Source organism: Halomonas shengliensis (assembly GCF_900104135.1).
Classification (GTDB): domain Bacteria; phylum Pseudomonadota; class Gammaproteobacteria; order Pseudomonadales; family Halomonadaceae; genus Halomonas; species Halomonas shengliensis.
This window is the reverse complement of sequence record NZ_FNIV01000004.1, coordinates 169,751-187,583: the sequence shown is the minus strand read 5'-3', so window position 1 is coordinate 187,583 and position 17,833 is coordinate 169,751. Positions and strand designations below refer to the sequence as shown.

12 protein-coding genes are annotated in these 17,833 nt (G+C 68.3%); 9 read left to right on the top strand and 3 right to left on the bottom strand.

Features of this window, described 5'->3' with window-relative positions; genetic code table 11:
- Positions 1-30 precede the first annotated feature (30 nt).
- The gene (locus BLP95_RS07775; RefSeq protein ID WP_089677951.1) at positions 31-1,878 is read left to right on the top strand and encodes an ABC transporter ATP-binding protein; all 1,848 of its coding nucleotides are present in this window, start codon (positions 31-33) and stop codon (positions 1,876-1,878) included.
- Here the strand turns inward: BLP95_RS07775 and BLP95_RS07770 are convergent, their stop codons facing one another.
- Positions 1,879-3,429 carry a L,D-transpeptidase family protein gene (locus tag BLP95_RS07770; RefSeq protein WP_245678710.1) on the bottom strand — a complete coding sequence of 517 codons (1,551 nt, stop codon included), beginning with the start codon at positions 3,427-3,429 and terminating at the stop codon, positions 1,879-1,881. It lies immediately after the preceding gene.
- 140 nt (positions 3,430-3,569) lie between these two features.
- Between BLP95_RS07770 and BLP95_RS07765 the strand changes: the two genes are divergently transcribed.
- Both BLP95_RS07765 and BLP95_RS07760 read left to right on the top strand, forming a co-directional pair.
- Positions 3,570-4,289, top strand: a complete 720-nt coding sequence (locus tag BLP95_RS07765; RefSeq protein ID WP_089677947.1) for a murein L,D-transpeptidase catalytic domain family protein — start codon at positions 3,570-3,572, stop codon at positions 4,287-4,289.
- A 340-nt stretch (positions 4,290-4,629) separates the two neighbouring features.
- On the top strand, positions 4,630-5,982 hold the full coding sequence (locus BLP95_RS07760; protein ID WP_089677945.1) for a NarK family nitrate/nitrite MFS transporter: 1,353 nt from the start codon (positions 4,630-4,632) through the stop codon (positions 5,980-5,982).
- Between the two features lie 193 nt (positions 5,983-6,175).
- Here the strand turns inward: BLP95_RS07760 and cobA are convergent, their stop codons facing one another.
- Positions 6,176-7,099 carry a uroporphyrinogen-III C-methyltransferase gene (gene cobA, locus BLP95_RS07755; protein ID WP_089677943.1) on the bottom strand — a complete coding sequence of 308 codons (924 nt, stop codon included), beginning with the start codon at positions 7,097-7,099 and terminating at the stop codon, positions 6,176-6,178.
- A complete protein-coding gene (locus tag BLP95_RS07750) occupies positions 7,059-9,827 on the bottom strand; it encodes a nitrate reductase (protein ID WP_089677941.1) in 2,769 nt (922 codons plus the stop codon). Before BLP95_RS07750 ends, cobA begins: the two co-directional genes overlap by 41 nt.
- 439 nt (positions 9,828-10,266) lie before the next feature.
- Here BLP95_RS07750 and BLP95_RS07745 point away from each other — a divergent pair, with 439 nt between their 5' ends.
- The 6 genes from BLP95_RS07745 (at position 10,267) to BLP95_RS07720 (ending at position 17,632) form a co-directional block, all read left to right on the top strand.
- Positions 10,267-10,908, top strand: a complete 642-nt coding sequence (locus BLP95_RS07745) for an ANTAR domain-containing response regulator (protein ID WP_089677939.1) — start codon at positions 10,267-10,269, stop codon at positions 10,906-10,908.
- A complete protein-coding gene (locus BLP95_RS07740; protein ID WP_089677937.1) occupies positions 10,905-11,945 on the top strand; it encodes a CmpA/NrtA family ABC transporter substrate-binding protein in 1,041 nt (346 codons plus the stop codon). Before BLP95_RS07745 ends, BLP95_RS07740 begins: the two co-directional genes overlap by 4 nt.
- Before the next feature lie 284 nt (positions 11,946-12,229).
- A complete protein-coding gene (locus tag BLP95_RS07735; RefSeq protein WP_089677935.1) occupies positions 12,230-13,546 on the top strand; it encodes an NAD(P)/FAD-dependent oxidoreductase in 1,317 nt (438 codons plus the stop codon).
- Positions 13,543-16,080, top strand: a complete 2,538-nt coding sequence (gene nirB / locus BLP95_RS07730) for a nitrite reductase large subunit NirB (RefSeq protein ID WP_089677933.1) — start codon at positions 13,543-13,545, stop codon at positions 16,078-16,080. The genes BLP95_RS07735 and nirB overlap by 4 nt, the downstream gene beginning before the upstream one ends.
- Positions 16,081-16,094: 14 nt before the next feature.
- A complete protein-coding gene (gene nirD, locus BLP95_RS07725) occupies positions 16,095-16,520 on the top strand; it encodes a nitrite reductase small subunit NirD (protein WP_089677931.1) in 426 nt (141 codons plus the stop codon).
- Between the two features lie 86 nt (positions 16,521-16,606).
- Positions 16,607-17,632, top strand: coding sequence for a patatin-like phospholipase family protein (locus BLP95_RS07720; RefSeq protein WP_089677929.1), 1,026 nt, complete (start codon positions 16,607-16,609; stop codon positions 17,630-17,632).
- Positions 17,633-17,833: the final 201 nt, after the last annotated feature.

The window sequence follows — 17,833 nt, the reverse complement described above, 5'->3', positions numbered from 1 at the left end:
CGGGGCGCCTTGCATCTGACAGGAGCCACCGTGTCCTCCCGCTCGCCCCGCCCCGCGCCGCCCCCCGAGAACCGCCTCGCCGCCTTCCTCGGCGTCTTCCGCTACAGCCGCCGCGCCCTGGCGCTGGTGTGGCAGACCTCGCGCTCCCTTACCATCGGGCTCGCCGTGGCCACCCTGGTGGCCGGGGTGCTGCCAGCGGTGGCGGCCTGGCTCGGCCAGCTGATCGTCGACGCCGTGGTCGCCGCCATGGAACGCCATGCCGAGACCGGCCAGGTCGCCTGGTGGTCGGTGCTGCGCTACGTGCTGGCCGAGGCCGCGGTGGTCGCCACCATCGCCCTGGCCCAGCGCGCCCTCTCCGCCCAGCAGTCGCTGCTGCGCGCCCTGCTGGGGCAGAAGGTCAACGTGATGATCCTCGAGAAGGCCGGCACCCTAAGCCTGGCCCAGTTCGAGGACTCGGAGTTCTACGACAAGCTCACCCGGGCCCGTCGCGAGGCCTCGGTGCGCCCGCTGGGGCTGGTCAACAAGACCTTCGGCCTGGCCCAGAACGCCATCTCGCTGGCCAGCTTCGGGGTGCTGCTGGTGCAGTTCTCGCCCTGGGCGCCGCTGCTGCTGGTGGCGGGCGCGCTGCCGGTGTTCCTCTCCGAGGCCAAGTTCTCCGGCGACGCCTTCCGGCTGTTCCGCTGGCGCTCGCCCCAGACCCGCATGCAGATGTACCTGGAGACGGTGCTGGCCCGGGAGGACAGCATCAAGGAGGTCAAGCTGTTCGGACTGGAGCCGCTGCTGCTCGACCGCTACCGGCGCATCTTCGACACCCTCTACGCCGAGGATCGCCGCCTGACCCTGCGCCGCGAGGGGTGGGGCTTCGCCCTCGGCCTGCTGGGCACCCTCGCCTTCTACCTGGCCTACGCCTGGGTGGTGGCGGAGACCGTCACCGGGCGCCTGACCCTGGGCGAGATGACCATGTACCTGATGGTGTTCCGGCAGGGCCAGGGAGCACTCTCGGCGAGCCTCACCGCGATTGGCGGCATGTACGAGGACAACCTCTACCTCTCCAACCTCTACGAGTACCTGGAGCAGCCCACTCCTCCCGACGCCGGCTCGTTGACGGCGGGCGCCCACCCCGGCGACGGCATCCGCTTCGAGAACGTCGGCTTCACCTACCCCGGCGCCGAGCGCCCCGCGCTCCAGGGCATCTCGCTGCACCTCCGCCCGGGCCAGAGCCTGGCGCTGGTGGGCGCCAACGGCTCGGGCAAGACCACCCTGATCAAGCTGCTCACCCGCCTCTATGCCCCGAGCGAGGGGCGCATCCTGCTCGATGGCAGCGACCTGCAGGCGTGGGACGTGCAGGCGCTGCGAGGCCGCATCGGGGTGATCTTCCAGGACTTCGTGCGCTACCAGCTCAAGGTGGGCGAGAACCTCGGCGCCGGCGACGTGGCCGCCTTCGAGGACGAGGCGCGCTGGCGCGAGGCCGCTCGCCGCGGGCTCGCCGACGACTTCATCGCCGAGATGCCTGGCGGCTACCACACCCAGCTGGGGCGCTGGTTCCAGGGCGGCCAGGAGCTCTCCGGCGGGCAGTGGCAGAAGGTCGCCCTGTCGCGGGCCTACATGCGCGAGGAAGCCGACATCCTGGTGCTGGACGAGCCCACCGCGGCCATGGATGCCGCCGCCGAGGCGGCCGTCTACGCCGACTTCCGCGACCACAGCCGCGACAAGATGACCCTGCTGATCTCCCACCGCTTCTCCACGGTGCGCGCCGCCGACCAGATCCTCGTCATCGACGGCGGCGAGATCCTCGAGCAGGGCGACCACGCGAGCCTGATGGCCGCCAACGGCCGCTACGCGCGGCTGTTCCGGCTCCAGGCCCGGGGCTACGAGTGATCAGGACGACAGCGGACGATCCAGCGCCCGCAGCAGGGCGTCGTCGCGCTGGTAGATGTCCGGACGAAACTCCAGGTGGCCCGCCGGGTCGGGATGCACCGTCCAATAGTGCAGCACCACCGGCATGGGCTCGGCCAGGGGCACGTTGCGGGTGCGCCCCTCCGCCAGCAGGGCCCGCAGGTCGCGCTCGCTGCCGCTGTCATCCAGCAGCAGTTGGGCGAACTCGATCACCCCCTGCACGCGGATGCAGCCCGAGCTGAAGGCGCGCTGCTCGCGGGCGAAGAGCCCCTGCGCCGGCGTGTCGTGCAGGTAGACCAGGTGGTCGTTGGGGAAGCGCACCACCACCTGGCCCAGGGCGTTATCGGGCCCGGCGGACTGTCGGATCATCACGTTGCCGGGGTTCGACCAGTCCACCTGCCAGGGGGCGAGGCGCTGGCCCGAGGGCGTGATCACCTGCATGTTCTGGCGCGCCAGGTAGTCCGGGTCGCGGCGAACCTTGGGAATCACGTCCTCGCGCAGGATGGTGGGCGGCACCGTCCAGGTCGGGTTGACGGTAAGGTGGGTGATCCGTGAGCGCAGCGACGGCGTGCGCCGATAGGGCCGCCCCACCACGATGCGCGAACGCCAGGTCTCGCCGTTGGGGCGAAAGTAGGCCAGCCGGTAGCCGGCGATGTCCACCAGCACGAAGGCCTCGGGCAGGCCATGCATCAGCCAGCGCGCCCGCTCCAGGTTGAGGCGGATCTGGTCGATGCGCCGCCCCACCGGGACGTTGAGCGCCGCCCGGGTCTGCGGGCCGACGATGCCGTCGACCTCCAGCAGGTGGCGCCGCTGGAAGCGCTTCACCGCCGCCTCCAGCTCGGCATCGAAGCGTTCGGGATCCGGCGCCTCGAGCGTCGCCCCCGGCAGGATGGAGGCGTCCGCGGCGGCGACCGCCATCTCGCCGCCGCGCACCAGCCGCTCGCGCAGGCGTGCCACGTCGGGGTGGACATCACCCGGGCGCAGGGTGGGGCCCTCCGGCAGGCGCGGCCAGCCTCCCAGCCGCCGCAGCTCACGATAGCGCGAAAGCCCCTGGCGCAGGCGCTCGTAGGGGGCGTAGGAAGGACGCACCCGGTCGAACAACGCGGCGATCTCCCCCGCCGCGACCGCCGCCTCGATCGCTGCCGCCGGCGGCAGCCGCTCGTTGATGGGCACCTCCCAATCGGGGTCGACGCGCCTGGGGTCCACCTTGCCGTGGTGCAGGTGGCGCAGCGCCGTCAGCAGGGTGCGGGTGGTGGCGGTATCGAAACGCCCCATGGCCTGGTCGCCGGCCTCCCGGGCTTGGCGATGGTCGGCCAGCAGCCGCTCGGCACCGTAGTCGGCGGGTTCCAGCCCATCGGCGGCGAGGTCACGCAGAGCCTCGGCCAGCGCCTCGACCCGACGCGCATCGTGCCAGGCGGCGCGGAAGTCGCGGGCCGCATAGAAGGCCTCGATGGTGTCATCACGCCGATCGAGGGCCTGCGCCACCGCGCTCGCGGTGCCGTCCCGGGCCGTCGACGGCTGTGCCAGGGACATGCCAGGCACCAGCAGGATACCCAGCAACATTGCGCCTATCGCGACAGATCGCCGCATGTTCGCCTCCAATATCGTTGACATCTAATTTGGCCATCCCGGCCCGCCCCTCCATAATAGCGACAAACTAGGAGGCCCACGCCATGCTGCGACCGACCCTTTCCGCCTGGCTGCTGTGCGCGGCCGGCCTGATGACCAGCGCCACCGCCGGCGCCGAGACTACCCTCGCCCAGGTGCTGCACCCCCGGGTGCTCGGCGACGAGGCACTCGCCGACACCCTGACACGCCTGGCCCCGAAGGCCAGCCCCGAGGTGCTCGAGCTGGCCGCCGAGGCCCTCTCCTGCGCCGACCCTGGGGCCGAGCGCCTGGCGGTGATCGACTACTCGCTGCCCTCCAGCGAGCCGCGGCTATGGGTATTCGACCTGGCGCGCGAGCGGCTGCTGTTCGAGGAGCTGGTCTCCCATGGCCGCGGTTCCGGCGACGCCCTGGCCACCGCCTTCTCCAACACCCCGGAGAGCCACCAGTCGAGCCTGGGCCTGTTCCGCACCATGAACACCTACCACGGGCGCAACGGCTACTCGCTACGCCTGGAGGGGCTGGAGCCAGGCGTCAACCATCTCGCCTATGAGCGCGCCATCGTCATGCACGGCGCCGACTACGTCAGCGAATCGTTCATCGAGCAGACCGGTCGCCTGGGCCGCAGCCTGGGCTGTCCCGCGGTGCGCCAGGCGGTCACCTATCCGTTGATCGACAGCCTCAAGGAGGAGCAGTACCTGTTCGCCTACTACCCCGACCCCGAATGGCTGGAGAATTCCGCGTTCCTCAGCTGCGAGCGTGAGGCCACCCAGTTGGCCATGTACTGATCCACGCGGAATACCTGCCGACCGATCTCGCCCTCTGCCCCTTGGCACCAGCAGAGGGCATTTTCGTGCGGCACTGCACCATTGTTGCCACCCTGTGACCACTCAGCGGCTGCTCTCTTGCCATTCTCTTCAGGGTCGTCCGACCCCCGATCCATTCATCAAACCATAACCCGATGTTTTACATGAACAACAAGGCAATATGGCAAATGGATTGCTTGATATGAATCAAATTGCCGGGTAGGCGTGGACCAGGCTTCCAGGAAGCACGAGTGCGTCAGACCTGACCTTCAACGGAGAAGGGCGAACTCTTGTATCGACAATCCGTACGAGGTCATAGCCCATGGAAATTCTCAACAAGGCGAACCGAATTCGTCTCTTGAGCCTGCGCACACCACAGATGCGTGCCTTCCACTTCTCCTGGTTCGCCTTCCATATCTGCTTCTTCGGCTGGTTCGGCATCGCCCCCCTGATGGCGGTGGTCCGCGAGGACCTCAGCCTGACCCAGACCCAGATCGGCAACACCATCATCGCCTCGGTGCTGATCACCGTGATCGTGCGCCTGGCGATCGGCGTGCTCTGCGACCGCATCGGCCCGCGCAAGACCTACTCGGGGCTGCTGCTGCTGGGCTCGCTCCCGGTGATGGGCATCGGCTTCGCCAACAGCTTCGAGACCTTCCTGCTGGCGCGCCTGGCCATCGGCGCCATCGGTGCCTCGTTCGTCATCACCCAGTACCACACCACCATGATGTTCGCCCCCAACGTGGTAGGCACGGCCAACGCCACCAGCGCCGGCTGGGGCAACCTGGGCGGCGGCACCACTCAGATCGTCATGCCGCTGATCTTCTCCGGGCTGCTGATGCTGGGCGTCAGCGAGACCCTGGGCTGGCGTCTGGCCATGGTGGTACCGGGCGTGGTGATGTTCGTCACCGGCATCGGCTACTGGCTGTTCACCCAGGACGCTCCCAACGGCAACTTCGCCGAGCTACGCGCACGCGGCGAGCTGCCCCCCGCCACCGGTGAGAACAGTGCCGGCAAGAGCTTCATGGCCGCCGCCAAGGATATCCGCGTGTGGGCGCTGTTCGTGGTCTATGCCATCTGCTTCGGCGTCGAACTGACCATCAACAACATCGCCGCCATCTACTTCTTCGATCACTTCGACCTGACGCTGGCCACCGCCGGCATGATCGCCGGCCTGTTCGGGCTGATGAATGTCTTCGCCCGCACCCTGGGCGGCGTGTTCTCCGACCTGTTCGCCCGCAACGGCGGCCTCAAGGGTCGCGTGCGCTGGCTGTTCATCGCCCTGGTCTGCGAGGGGATCGCCCTGATCGCCTTCTCCCAGATGCATGTGCTCTCCTATGCCATCGGCATCATGCTGGTCTTCAGCCTCTTCGTGCAGATGGCCGAAGGTGCCACCTATGGCGTGGTGCCCTTCATCAACAAGAAGGCGCTGGGTGCCGTGGCCGGCATCGTCGGCGCCGGCGGCAACGTGGGCGCCGTGGCCGCGGCCTTCCTGTTCCGCTCCGAGGCGATCACCTATCAGCAGGGGCTCTTCTACCTGGGGGTGACCGTGCTGGTGCTGGCCTCCTGCGCGCTGGTCGTGCGCTTCTCCCCGGAGATCGAGGCCGAAGAGGCCAAGGCCTACCAGGTCGCCGTAGGCGAAGACACCGGCACCGGCGTCCTGTCGCTGCGCTGAACCTCGCGCCCCCACCTGGGGGGGTGCTCCACCCGTCCGCCGCCATAGAAACAGGACGCTGACCCCTTAGCCCCCGACACCATAGATACACAAGGGCCGGCCATAGAAGCCGGCCCTTGTGCGTGGTGGTGGCGGGTCAGTTGCGTCGGCTGCCACCTTACTCAAGCGCGCATCACTATTACCCGCGTTGCTGTCACACGAGCCCTCCCGTCGGGTTGCCATCGATGGCGGCGACTCGCTGAACGGCCGGGCTGGTGGCGGCCATGTGCACCACGCTGCCGACCACGATCAGGCACGGCGAAGGCAGCGGCTTTTCTGCCAGCTGCGCCGGCATGTCGGCCAGGGTGCCGGTCAGCGCCTGCTGCTCGGGCTTGCTGGCGTTGGCTACCAGCATGATCGGCCAGTCGCCGGGCAGGCCGGCGTGGCGCAGCCCGGCGCAGATGGCCGCCACCTTGGAGAGCCCCATATAGAACACCAGGGTCTCGTCGCGGCGCGCCAGCAACTGCCAGTCCGGGGTGCCGTCCTCGCGGCAAAGCTGGGCGGTGATGAAGCGCAGCTGCTGGGCGTGGCCGCGGTCGGTGAGCGGAATGCCCATGCCGGCCGCCGCCGCCGAGGCGGCAGTAATTCCCGGCACGATCTCGGCCTGAATACCGGCCTCGGCCAGTGCGGCCAGTTCCTCCCCCATGCGCCCGAACACGCCGGGGTCGCCGCCTTTGAGCCGCACCACGGATTTACCCTTCTGTGCCAGCCTCACCAGCAGCGCGCCGATCTCGGTCTGGGGCACGCTGTGGTGGCCACGCGCCTTGCCCACGTAGTAACGCTCGCTGGCAATGCCAATCAGCGTTAGCACCTCATCGCCGACCAGGCGGTCGTAGACCACCGCATCGGCCTGCTGCAGCAGCCGCGCAGCCTTCAGCGTCAGCAGCTCGACGTCGCCGCTGCCGGCGCCGACCAGATAGACCTTCCCCGAGCGACACTCGCCGCGCAGGTGCATGTCCGGAGCGTCAGCGCCGGGCGCTGCATCACCGCCCAGGGACAGATGGCGGGTGATGCTCCGGCCGAAGCGGGCCAGGGTATTAGGCCACTTGGGTGTCAGGGGTCGGCTTGGCGCGCTCATGGCTAGGCTCCTCTTCAATCAGGGATTTGAGTTCGGGAATACAGCTGCCGCACTGGGTACCGCAGGCGAGCCGGGCGCCCAGCGCCTCGACGCTGGTGTCGCCGTCGCGAATGGCAGAGACGATCGCCTTCTGGCCGACCTGATGGCAGCTGCACACCACCGGCCCCTGATTGGCGGCGCCGTCGTCGCAGCCAGCCAGCAGCCGACGGCGATGCTGCGCCGAGAGCCCCACACCGGCTCTGGCCTCCTCGAAGCGAGCGTCGAGCCAGGCCAGGTTGGGCAGCTCTACCGGCGGTCCCGCCATCAGCCACCAGCGCAGGCGTCCCGCGGCATCCACTCCGGCGGCACGTAGCCTTCCGGTAGCCGGATCGGTGCACCACAGCGTCGGCGCCACCGGCAGCGTCGCCTCGAGCCAGGTCAGCCAGTCGCGCTGCGCCGCTTTTTTCGCAACCCCGCCGCAGGCGCTCTCGCCACCGGCCAACTGCCAGCGCTGGCAGCCGTGCAGCGGAATGCGCGCCCAGTAGCGGCTCTCGTCGCACCAGCTCGATTCCGCCACGCCCAGGTCGTCGGCCACCAGCAGGGTGGCCTCCCACTCCACCGCCAGCGGGGCCAGCGCCACCGCCCCGTGCTTGGATTCCGGCTGGCCGGAGACCGGATCGAGATGCGCTTCGAGCAGCGTCCCCATGCGCGCCGTGCCGCTGAAATAGCCGCTCCAGTGCATCGGTACGAACACCTCGCCGCGACGCTGTCCGCGCGACAGCCGTACCCGCCCGACATAGTCGCCACCCGCTCCCTCCAGGCGTGCCAGGCCATGCTCCGCCACGCCCCATTCGGCGGCATCTTCCGGGGTGAGTTCGATGAACGGCTCGGCGCGGTGATTCATCAGCCGCGGCGCACGGCCGGTGCGTGTCATGGTGTGCCACTGATCGCGCACGCGCCCGGTATTGAGCCGCAGCGGACGGGCCGCGTCCAATGCCTGGGCCGGCGGGCGCGGACGTACCGGCAGCAGCCGCGCGCGGCCGCCCGGCGTGGCGAAGCGGCCATCGGTAAACAGCCGCGCGGTGCCGTGGGGGGCCCCGGCGTTGACCGGCCATTGGATCGGCGCCAGGGCATCGTAGGCGTCGCGGTCGAGCCCGGCCAGGCCAGAGATATCGAACAGCCGGCGGCTCTCCCCCGGGCCCTCACCGTTCTCGAAGCCCGAGAGCCTGGCATGCTCATCGAAGATCTCGCTGGGGTGGCTGTAGTCGAAGGCCTCGCCGAAACCCAGCCACTTGGCCACTTCACAGACGATCCACCAGTCGTGCTTTGCCTCTCCCGGCGGCGGCAGGATGCCGCGCTGGCGAGAGATGCGCCGCTCCGAGTTGGTCACGGTGCCGTCCTTCTCCGACCAGCTCGAGGCCGGCAGCACGATATCGGCATAGGGCAGCAGGTCGGCGTTGGCCATGCACTCGGAGACGATCACCAGCGGGCATTTCTTCAGCGCCGCACGCACCCGGTCGGCCCGCGGCAGGCTCACCGCCGGGTTGGTGGCCATGATCCACAGCGCCTGCACCTCGCCGCGCTCGATCGCCTCGAACAGTGCCACTGCCTTGTGGCCGGGCGCCTCGGGCAGGCACGGCACCAGCCGCTCGGTGGCCCAGAAGCGCGTGACCCGGTCCCGCGCGCCGGGTGTGTCGTAGTCCATATGAGCGGCCAGTTGATTGGCCAGCCCGCCCACCTCGCGCCCGCCCATGGCGTTGGGCTGGCCGGTGATCGAGAAAGGTCCCGCCCCCGGCAGGCCGATCTTGCCGCCGGCCAGGTGGCAGTTGATGATGGCGTTGCCCTTGTCGGTGCCGCTGCTCGACTGGTTCACCCCCTGGGAGAACAGCGTGACCACATGCAGGTGACTAGCGAACCAGTAGAAGAAGGTCTCCAGGCGCTCGGCATCGACATCGCAGTCGGCGGCGATGGCCTCCACAGCGGCATCCTGCTCCCGCGCCGCGGCAAGCGCCTCCTCGAAGCCCTGGGTATGCGCCTCCAGATAGACCCGGTCGTGCTTGTTGCGCTTCGCCATCCACGCCAGCAGCCCGGTGAACAGGCGCGCATCGCTGCCCGGCTTGAGCCCCAGGTAAAGGTCGGCGATCTCGCAGGTATCGGTGACCCGTGGGTCGATCACCACCACCCGCAGCAGCGGGTTGCGCTGCTTGGCCACCTTCAGCCGCTGATAGAGCACCGGATGGTTCCAGGCCAGGTTGGAGCCCACCAGCACCACCAGCTCGGCCTCTTCGAGATCCTCATAGCTGCATGGCACAGCGTCGGCGCCGAAGGCACGCTTGTGGGCCGCCACCGCCGAGGCCATGCACAGCCGCGAGTTGGTATCCAGGTGCGGCGTACCGAGAAAGCCCTTGAATAGCTTATTGGCGACGTAATAGTCCTCGGTGAGCAGCTGCCCGGAGAGGTAGGCGGCCAGCGCCTGCGGCCCGTGGGCCGCCCGTACCGCCGCCAGCCGCTCGGCGACGGCCTCCAGCGCCGTATTCCAATCGGTCTCGACGCCGTCAACCCGCGGCCGGGTCAGGCGGCCATGATGGCCCAACGTCTCGTGCAGCGCCGAACCCTTCACGCATAACCGGCCGAAGTTGGCCGGATGCTCCGGGTCGCCCTGCACCTCGACGATCCGCTCGTTCTCGACGCTGGCCAGCACGCCACAGCCGACGCCGCAGTAGGGGCAGGTGGTTCGGGCCTCGCGCATGTCGATCTCCTGTCTGGTCTTGGCGAAACGACGACGCCCGCCAACGGCCGCCCCCGAAGGGTGGCGTTGGCGGGCGTCGTTGCCGCTTGGGGCACCGCATGGCGCCCTCTAGAGAGTATTGACCCGTAGCAAGCAGGAAGCGTGCCATCCACCGAAGAACGAGCGGGTATCAGGCAGATGCTCTTTCGTTCCTGACGCCCCTCCATGCTGCTTTGCACCATTTCCCCATGGCCGGTTCCGCCCTTGCACCAGACTGGTGCCAGTGAGCGAATCAGGCTCGCTCGCCACCAGCCAGTAGCACGCCAAATGCCCCACTACCCGCGACGGACCGCGACGGAGTATCAGTTGGAACGTTTCTTGCATCGTGTTTCGCAAGAAGTACCACAGGAGCCGCTAGGCTCTTGCGCCAATGCAAAGGCGCGACACAGAGCGAGACCCTATGCCATCACCATCACCTCTGAACATTCTGTTGGTCGACGATGAGGTAGTGCGTGCCGCCATGGTCGAGGAAGCGCTGATGGCCGAGGGTCACCGGGTCATCTGCCGGCTGACGAGCCCGGCCAGCCTCAACGAGATGGTCGAGCGCCACCAGCCCGACGTGGTGATCATCGACATGGAGAGCCCCGACCGCGACACGCTGGAAAGCATGGCCCTGCTCAACCGCGAAAACCCTCGTCCGGTGGTGTTCTTCGCCGACCAGCACGACTCCGACACGCTGCAGGCCGCGCTCAAGGCCGGCGTCAGCGCCTATGTGGTCGACGGCCTGGTGCCGGAGCGTGTAGAGGCCATCGTCGAGGTCGCCATCGCCCGCTTCGACGCCTTCCACAGCATGCGCCAGGAACTCGACAAGGCGCGCAACCAGCTCGCCGAGCGCAAGCGCATCGAACGCGCCAAGGGCCTGTTGATGAAGCACCAGAGCTGCGATGAGGAGCAGGCCTACCGCATGCTGCGCAAGCTCGCCATGGACCGCGGCCAGCGTATCGCCGAGGTCGCCGACAGCGTCATCGACATACTCGACCGCCTGAATCCGACCCTGGCATCGCCCCAGGGGCGACCCGACCAACGGGGATCCCGCTCATGAGCCACCCGCAACACCATGCCGCCAGCCCCGAACTCGAGCGTCTCACCCTCGGCTTCGTGCCGCTGCTCGACGCCGCTCTGTTGATCGTCGCCCGCGAGCAGGGCTGCTTTGCCGCCCAAGGCCTCGAGGTCAGTCTTTCGCGGGAGAACGCCTGGAGCACCCTGCGCGACAAGGTCGCTGCCGGCTTGCTCGACGGCGCCCAAATGCTCGCCCCCATGCCGCTGGCCATGAGCCTGGGGCTGGGCCGCGCCCCCTGCGAAACGCTTGCGCCGACGCTGCTCTCGCGCAACGGCAATACCATCACGCTCTCCACGTCGCTGTGTCAGGCCAGCGGCGCCGCGCTAGCAACAGACCCAGGCACCAGCGCCCTGGCACTGGGCGACTGGCTGCGCGGGCCGGGCAGCGGCAAACGCCCACGCTTGGCCATGGTATACCCCTACTCCTGCCAGCACTACCAGCTGCGCGAATGGCTGACCCTGGGCGACATCGCCCCCGAGCGCCACGTGGAACTGATCGCCCTGCCACCGCCGCGCATGGTGGAAGCCCTGCGCAACGGCCAGATCGACGGCTTCTGCGCCGGCGAGCCCTGGGGCACCCTGGCCCGCCACTGCGGCGCGGGCCAACTGGTCGCCACTGGCGCCCAACTGTGGCAGGACCACCCCGAGAAAGTGCTCGGCGTGACCCGCTCCTGGGCGCAGCGCTACCCCGCTACCCTGGCCGCCCTGCTGCGGGCCCTGGCAACAGCCAGCGAGTGGCTGGCCGCCTCGCCGGATCACCGTCGCCAGGCACGGGAGTGGCTAGCCCTGCCGCCCTACCTCGACCGCTCGATTCGCCATCTCGAAACGCTCGACAACGACGCAGCCCCCATTCATCAGCATCTCTGCGGGGCGGACATGCTGCGCCCGACGCCACAGGCCGCACTGCACTTCGCCGCCCCCATCGTGAGCCAGCTCGAAGCGCAGGGCGGCCGCTTCGATCCCGCGCTACTGGCGGCATGCTACAGCGCTGTGCATTTCGATGCCGCAACGCACCATTGATGTGCATGGCCGGTGAAAGCTGAGTTTCCTCCGGCCAGCATCACGCCCTCAAGTCACTTTCCAACACACTGGCAAACAAGGAAAAACTTCACGCAACAGGTACCTTGGCCAGAATCTTGCTAACTGCAGGACAAAGCGGCGATCAAAGGCGATCGCCCACATGAATGCGACAACGACGTCTCTGTGCTCCCCGGTTCGATCCTCGAATCGACAGGGGAAGCGCCGAGGCGTCGTTGCGTTATAGGCCCGTCATTCTGACAAGCGCAGCGAGAGGAGGTGTTCGCATGCCACGGCGACATCCCGAGACATCCACCGTCGAGCATCTGGTCATCGTCGGCAACGGCATGGCCGGCCACCGGCTGGTCGAGGCACTCCTCGCCCGGACCGAGCGCCCCGCCAGGATCACGGTCATCGGGGCCGAGCAGGCGCCGGCCTACAACCGCATCCTGCTCTCGCCGCTGCTGGCCGGCGAAATGCAGCGCGAGGCCCTCACCCTGCGCAGCGCCGAATGGTATGCCGAGCAGGGCATCGAACTCATCCTCGGCGAGCGGGTGGAGAAGATCGACTGCGACGCACGCACACTCAGCACCGATGCCGGTCGCCGGCTCGACTACGACCGCCTGGTGCTGGCTACCGGTTCGAACCCAGCCCGCCCGCCGGTGCCGGGACTCGAGCTTCCCGGCGTACACGTGTTCCGCGACCTGCACGACGCCGACGCCCTGGCACGCGCCGCCGAAAGCGGCCGCAACGCCGTGGTGATCGGCGGCGGCCTGCTCGGCCTGGAAGCCGCGGAAGGGCTGCGCAAGCGCGGCATGCAGGTGAGCCTGCTGCAGCGCGACGACCGCCTGATGAATCGCCAGCTCGACCTTACCGCCGCCCGCCTGCTGGAGAATGAGCTACGCGGTCGTGGGCTCGACATCCATACCGACGCCCAGCTCGAACGGCTGGAAGCCGACGCCGAGGGCCAGGTGTGCGCCGTCCTGCTCGCCGACGGCACGCGGCTCGCCGCCGACTGCGTGGTGGTGGCCATCGGCATCGTGCCCAATGCCGAACTAGGGCGCGTGGCCGGACTGGAGGTCAATCGCGGCGTGATCGTCGACGAGTGGCTGACCACCAGCGACCCGGCGATCCACGCACTGGGCGAATGCTGCGAGCACCGCGGCAACCTCTACGGCCTGGTCGAGCCGATCTGGCGCCAGGTAGAGGTGCTGGCCGAGCGGCTCTGTCTCGACCATGACCACGCCGATGACGAAGACGCACAGGGCTACGTCGAGAAACCGACCGCCACCAAGCTCAAGGTCAGCGGCATCTCGCTCTACGCCTTCGGCCCCACCGAAGCCGAACCCGATCACGAGGTACTAAGTTACCGCGATCCCCAGCAGGGCAACTACCGCCGCCTGCTGCTGAGAGGCGGCCGCCTGGAGGGCGCCGTGCTCTACGGCGACACCGCCTCCGGCCCCTGGTACTTCGAGCAGGCCCTGGCCGGGGTCGACCTCACCGCCTGCCGCACCGCGCTGCTGCTCGGTGCCGCCGACGCCCAGGCCCTGCTCGACGATGCCCTGAATGAATCACCGCACAGCCCCGCAAAGGAGGCCGCATGAACACTCCCGTGAAACCGCAACTGATCGTCATCGGCAATGGCATGGTCGGCCACCACCTGGTCGAGCAACTGGTCGAACAGGGCGCCACCGAGCGCTACGCCATTACCGTGTTCGGCGAGGAGCGTCACCTGGCCTACGACCGCGTGCACCTCTCCGAGTACTTCAGCGGCCGCGATGCCGCCTCGCTGGCGCTCTCCACCGCCGACTACTATGCCGAGCACGGCATCGAACTGCGCCTGCACGAAGCGGTGACCGCCATCGACCGCGAGGCGGGCGAGGTGGTCACGGCCCAGGGCCGCTACGCCTACGACCGCCTGGTGTTGGCCACCGGCTCCTACCCCTTCGTGCCGCCGATTCCCGGCAACGACCGCGAAGGCTGCCTGGTCTACCGCACCCTGGAGGACCTCGACGCCATCCGCGAAGCGGCCGAAACTGCCACCACCGGCGTGGTGGTGGGCGGCGGCCTGCTCGGCCTGGAAGCCGCCAACGCCCTGCGCGGGCTCGATCTCGACACTGCGGTGGTAGAGTTCGCTCCGCGACTGATGCCGATGCAGGTCGACAGTGAAGGCGGCGAGCTGCTGCGCGAGAAGATCGAAGCGCTGGGCGTACAGGTGCTCACCGGCCGCGCCACCCAGGAGATCGTCGACGGCGAGGCCAGTCGCCACCGCATGGTGTTCCAGGACGAGAAAGTGCTGGAGACCGACCTCATCGTCTTCTCCGCCGGCATTCGTCCCCGCGACGAACTGGCCCGCGACAGTGGCCTGGAGATCGGCGAGCGCGGCGGCGTAGTGATCGACGACAGCTGCCTGACCAGCGACCCGGCCATCCTCGCCGTTGGCGAAGTGGCGCTGTGGAACAACAGCATCTTCGGCCTGGTCGCCCCCGGCTACCAGATGGCCAAGGTCGCCGCCGCCACCCTGCTCGAGGGAAATGAAGCCTTCAAGGGTGCCGACATGAGCACCAAGCTCAAGCTGATGGGGGTCGACGTGGGCTCCATCGGCGATGCCCACGGCGACCGTACACCCGGAGCACGCCAGTTCCGTTTCCTCGACCCGCTCAAGCAGCAGTATCGCAAGCTGGTGGTTTCCAGCGACGGCAAGCGCCTGGTCGGCGCCATGCTGGTGGGCGACAACAGCTACTACGACACCCTGCTGCAGTACTATGCCAACCGCATCGAGCTGCCCGAGGACCCGGCTTCCCTGATCCTGCCGGCCGGCAGCGAAGCCGCCCCCGCGCTGGGGCCGGACGCCCTGCCGGCTACCGCCACCATCTGCTCGTGCCACAACGTCACCAAGGCCGACGTGTGCAGCGCCATCGACGGCGGCGCGGTCGACCTAGGCGCGGTGAAAGGCGAGACCCGCGCCAGCACCGGCTGTGGCGGCTGTGCCGCCCTGCTCAAGACCCTGGTCGATCACGAACTCGAGAGCCGCGGCGTGGAGGTCGACAAGTCGATCTGCGAACACTTCCACTACACCCGCCAGGAGCTCTACGACATCGTGCGGGTGGAGGGCATCAAGACCTTCAGCGAGCTGATGGAGAAGCACGGTTCCAAGGTGGGACATGGTCTCGGCTCTTCATCAGCCCCGGGGCTTGGCTGTGACATCTGCAAGCCGGCGGTGGCCTCGATACTGGCCTCCTGCTTCAACGAGCCGATCACCGACGCGGCCCACATTCCGCTGCAGGACACCAACGACACCTTCATGGCCAACATGCAGAAGAACGGCACCTACTCGGTGGTGCCGCGCATCGCCGGCGGGGAGATCACCCCCGACAAGCTGGTGGTGCTGGGCCAGGTGGCGCAGAAGTACGAGCTCTACACCAAGATCACCGGCGGCCAGCGCATCGACCTGTTCGGCGCCCGCCTGGAGGACCTGCCGGCGATCTGGGGCGAACTGATCGAAGCCGGCTTCGAGACCGGTCACGCCTACGGCAAGTCGACCCGTACCGTGAAATCCTGCGTGGGCAGCACCTGGTGCCGCTACGGCGTGCAGGACAGCGTGGGCATGGCAATCCGGCTGGAGGACCGCTACAAGGGCCTGCGCGCGCCGCACAAGCTCAAGTTCGCCGTTTCCGGTTGCGCCCGCGAGTGCGCCGAGGCCCAGAGCAAGGACGTCGGCGTGATCGCCACCGAGAACGGCTGGAACCTGTACGTGTGCGGCAACGGCGGCATGCGCCCGCGCCACGCCGAGCTGTTCGCCACCGACCTCAGCGACGAGGAACTGTTCCGCACCATCGACCGCTTCCTGATGTTCTACATCCGCACCGCCGACCGCCTGCAGCGCACCTCGGTATGGCGCGAGAACCTGGAAGGCGGTCTGGACTACCTCAAGGAAGTGATTCTCGAGGACAGCCTCGGCATCAATGATGAGCTGGAGCGGCAGATGCAGACGGTGATCGATGCCTACCAGTGCGAATGGGCCAATGCCATCAGCGACCCGGAGAAGCTCAAGCGCTTCCGCAGCTTCGTCAACGACGCGCGCCCGGATCCGGACATCATCATGACCAGCGAGCGCGGCCAGTTACGTCCCGCCTGAAGGAGTCTTTCCCCATGACTATCGCCTCTGCAGCAGCCAACACCATGACCCAGACCTGGCAACGTCTATGCACCCGCGCCGACCTGGTGCCCTACTCCGGCGTGGCCGCCTGGCTCGAAACCGACGCGGGCCCGGTTCAGGTCGCGCTCTTCTATCTACCTGGCGGCGCGAACCCGCCGCAGTCAGCCGCCCAGACCCCACCGTCGCTGGCCGGCCACGCGCAGGAACTCTACGCCATCGACCACCGCGACCCCTTCTCAGGGGCCAACGTCATCGCCCGCGGCATCGTCGGCGATCTACAAGGCGAGCCGGTGGTCGCCTCGCCGCTCTACAAGCAGCACTTCCGCCTCGCCGACGGCCGGTGCCTGGAGGACGACAGCGTTCGGCTGCGCACCTGGAAGGTGAGCTTCAAGGGCGAGGAGGTGTGGATCCAGGCCTGACAGCAGCGCTGGCCGCCCCGAGGTGAACTCTCTATGCTGTTCGTGATGCAATGCAGCACAGCGTAACCGCCATGAGAGGCAAGCCGATGAGCGAGACCAAACGGATCGACCTGGCGCTGCAGGGCGGCGGTGCCCACGGCGCCTTCACCTGGGGCGTGATGGACCGCTTGCTGGAGGAGGGGCGCCTCGAGATCGAGGGCATCAGCGGCACCAGCGCCGGGGCCATGAACGGCGTGGTGATGGCCGACGCCCTGACCCGCGGTGACCGCGACACCGCCCGCCAGGCGCTCCACGACTTCTGGGCCGCGGTGAGCCGCGCCGGCATGGCCAGTCCCATCCGTCGCACCCCGCTGGACATGCTCACCGGCAACTGGAGCCTGGACCACTCCCCCGGCTACGTGGCCATGGACCTGATGAGCCGGCTGGTCTCGCCCTACCAGTTCAACCCCTTCGACCTCAACCCGCTGCGCGATATCGTCGCCGAGCGGGTCGATTTCGAGCGCGTGCGACGCTGCCCCGACCTCAAGCTCTTCGTCACCGCCACCAACGTGCGCAGCGGCAAGCAGCGCGTCTTCGCCCGGGAGGAGATGAGCATCGATGCCGTGATGGCCTCGGCCTGCCTGCCCACGGTGTTCCATGCCGTGGAGATCGACGGCGAGGCCTACTGGGACGGCGGCTACACCGGCAACCCGGCGCTGATGCCGCTGATGGAGCACTGCGGCTCCCGCGACATCGTCATCGTGCAGATCAACCCCATCTACCGCGACGAGGTGCCCACAAGCGCCGCGGCGATCATGAACCGCCTCAACGAGATCACCTTCAACGCCTCGCTGATCAAGGAGGTGCGCATGATCGCCATGCTCCAGCGCCTGCTCGGCGACCACGGCGTCGACATCGGCTGCTACGCCGGCGCCCTCTTCCACCGCATCAGCGGCGACGAGGCGCTCGCCGAGCTCTCGGTGTCGAGCAAGATGAACGCCGAATGGCCCTTCCTCTGCCACCTGCGCGACCAGGGCCGGCGCAGCGCCGAGGCCTGGCTGGCCGAGCACTTCGCGGATCTCGGGCAGCGCTCCACCCTGGACGTCGAACAGGTCTATCGCCACGCGGAGTGAGCCCGGCTGGGTTGACCTTCCTTCGTTGACCCTGCATCGACCACCCGCCTTGCCATGCCCCGCGGCGCCGACCATGCTCGGAGACAGCGGGGCACCCTGTTCCCCGCCGCTTGTCCAAGGCCACAGGAGGGATTTCCCAGCGCCGCTGACACCGTCGGGCCGCTGTCACCTTCCTGACATCGCGCGCTGACAGTGTCGACA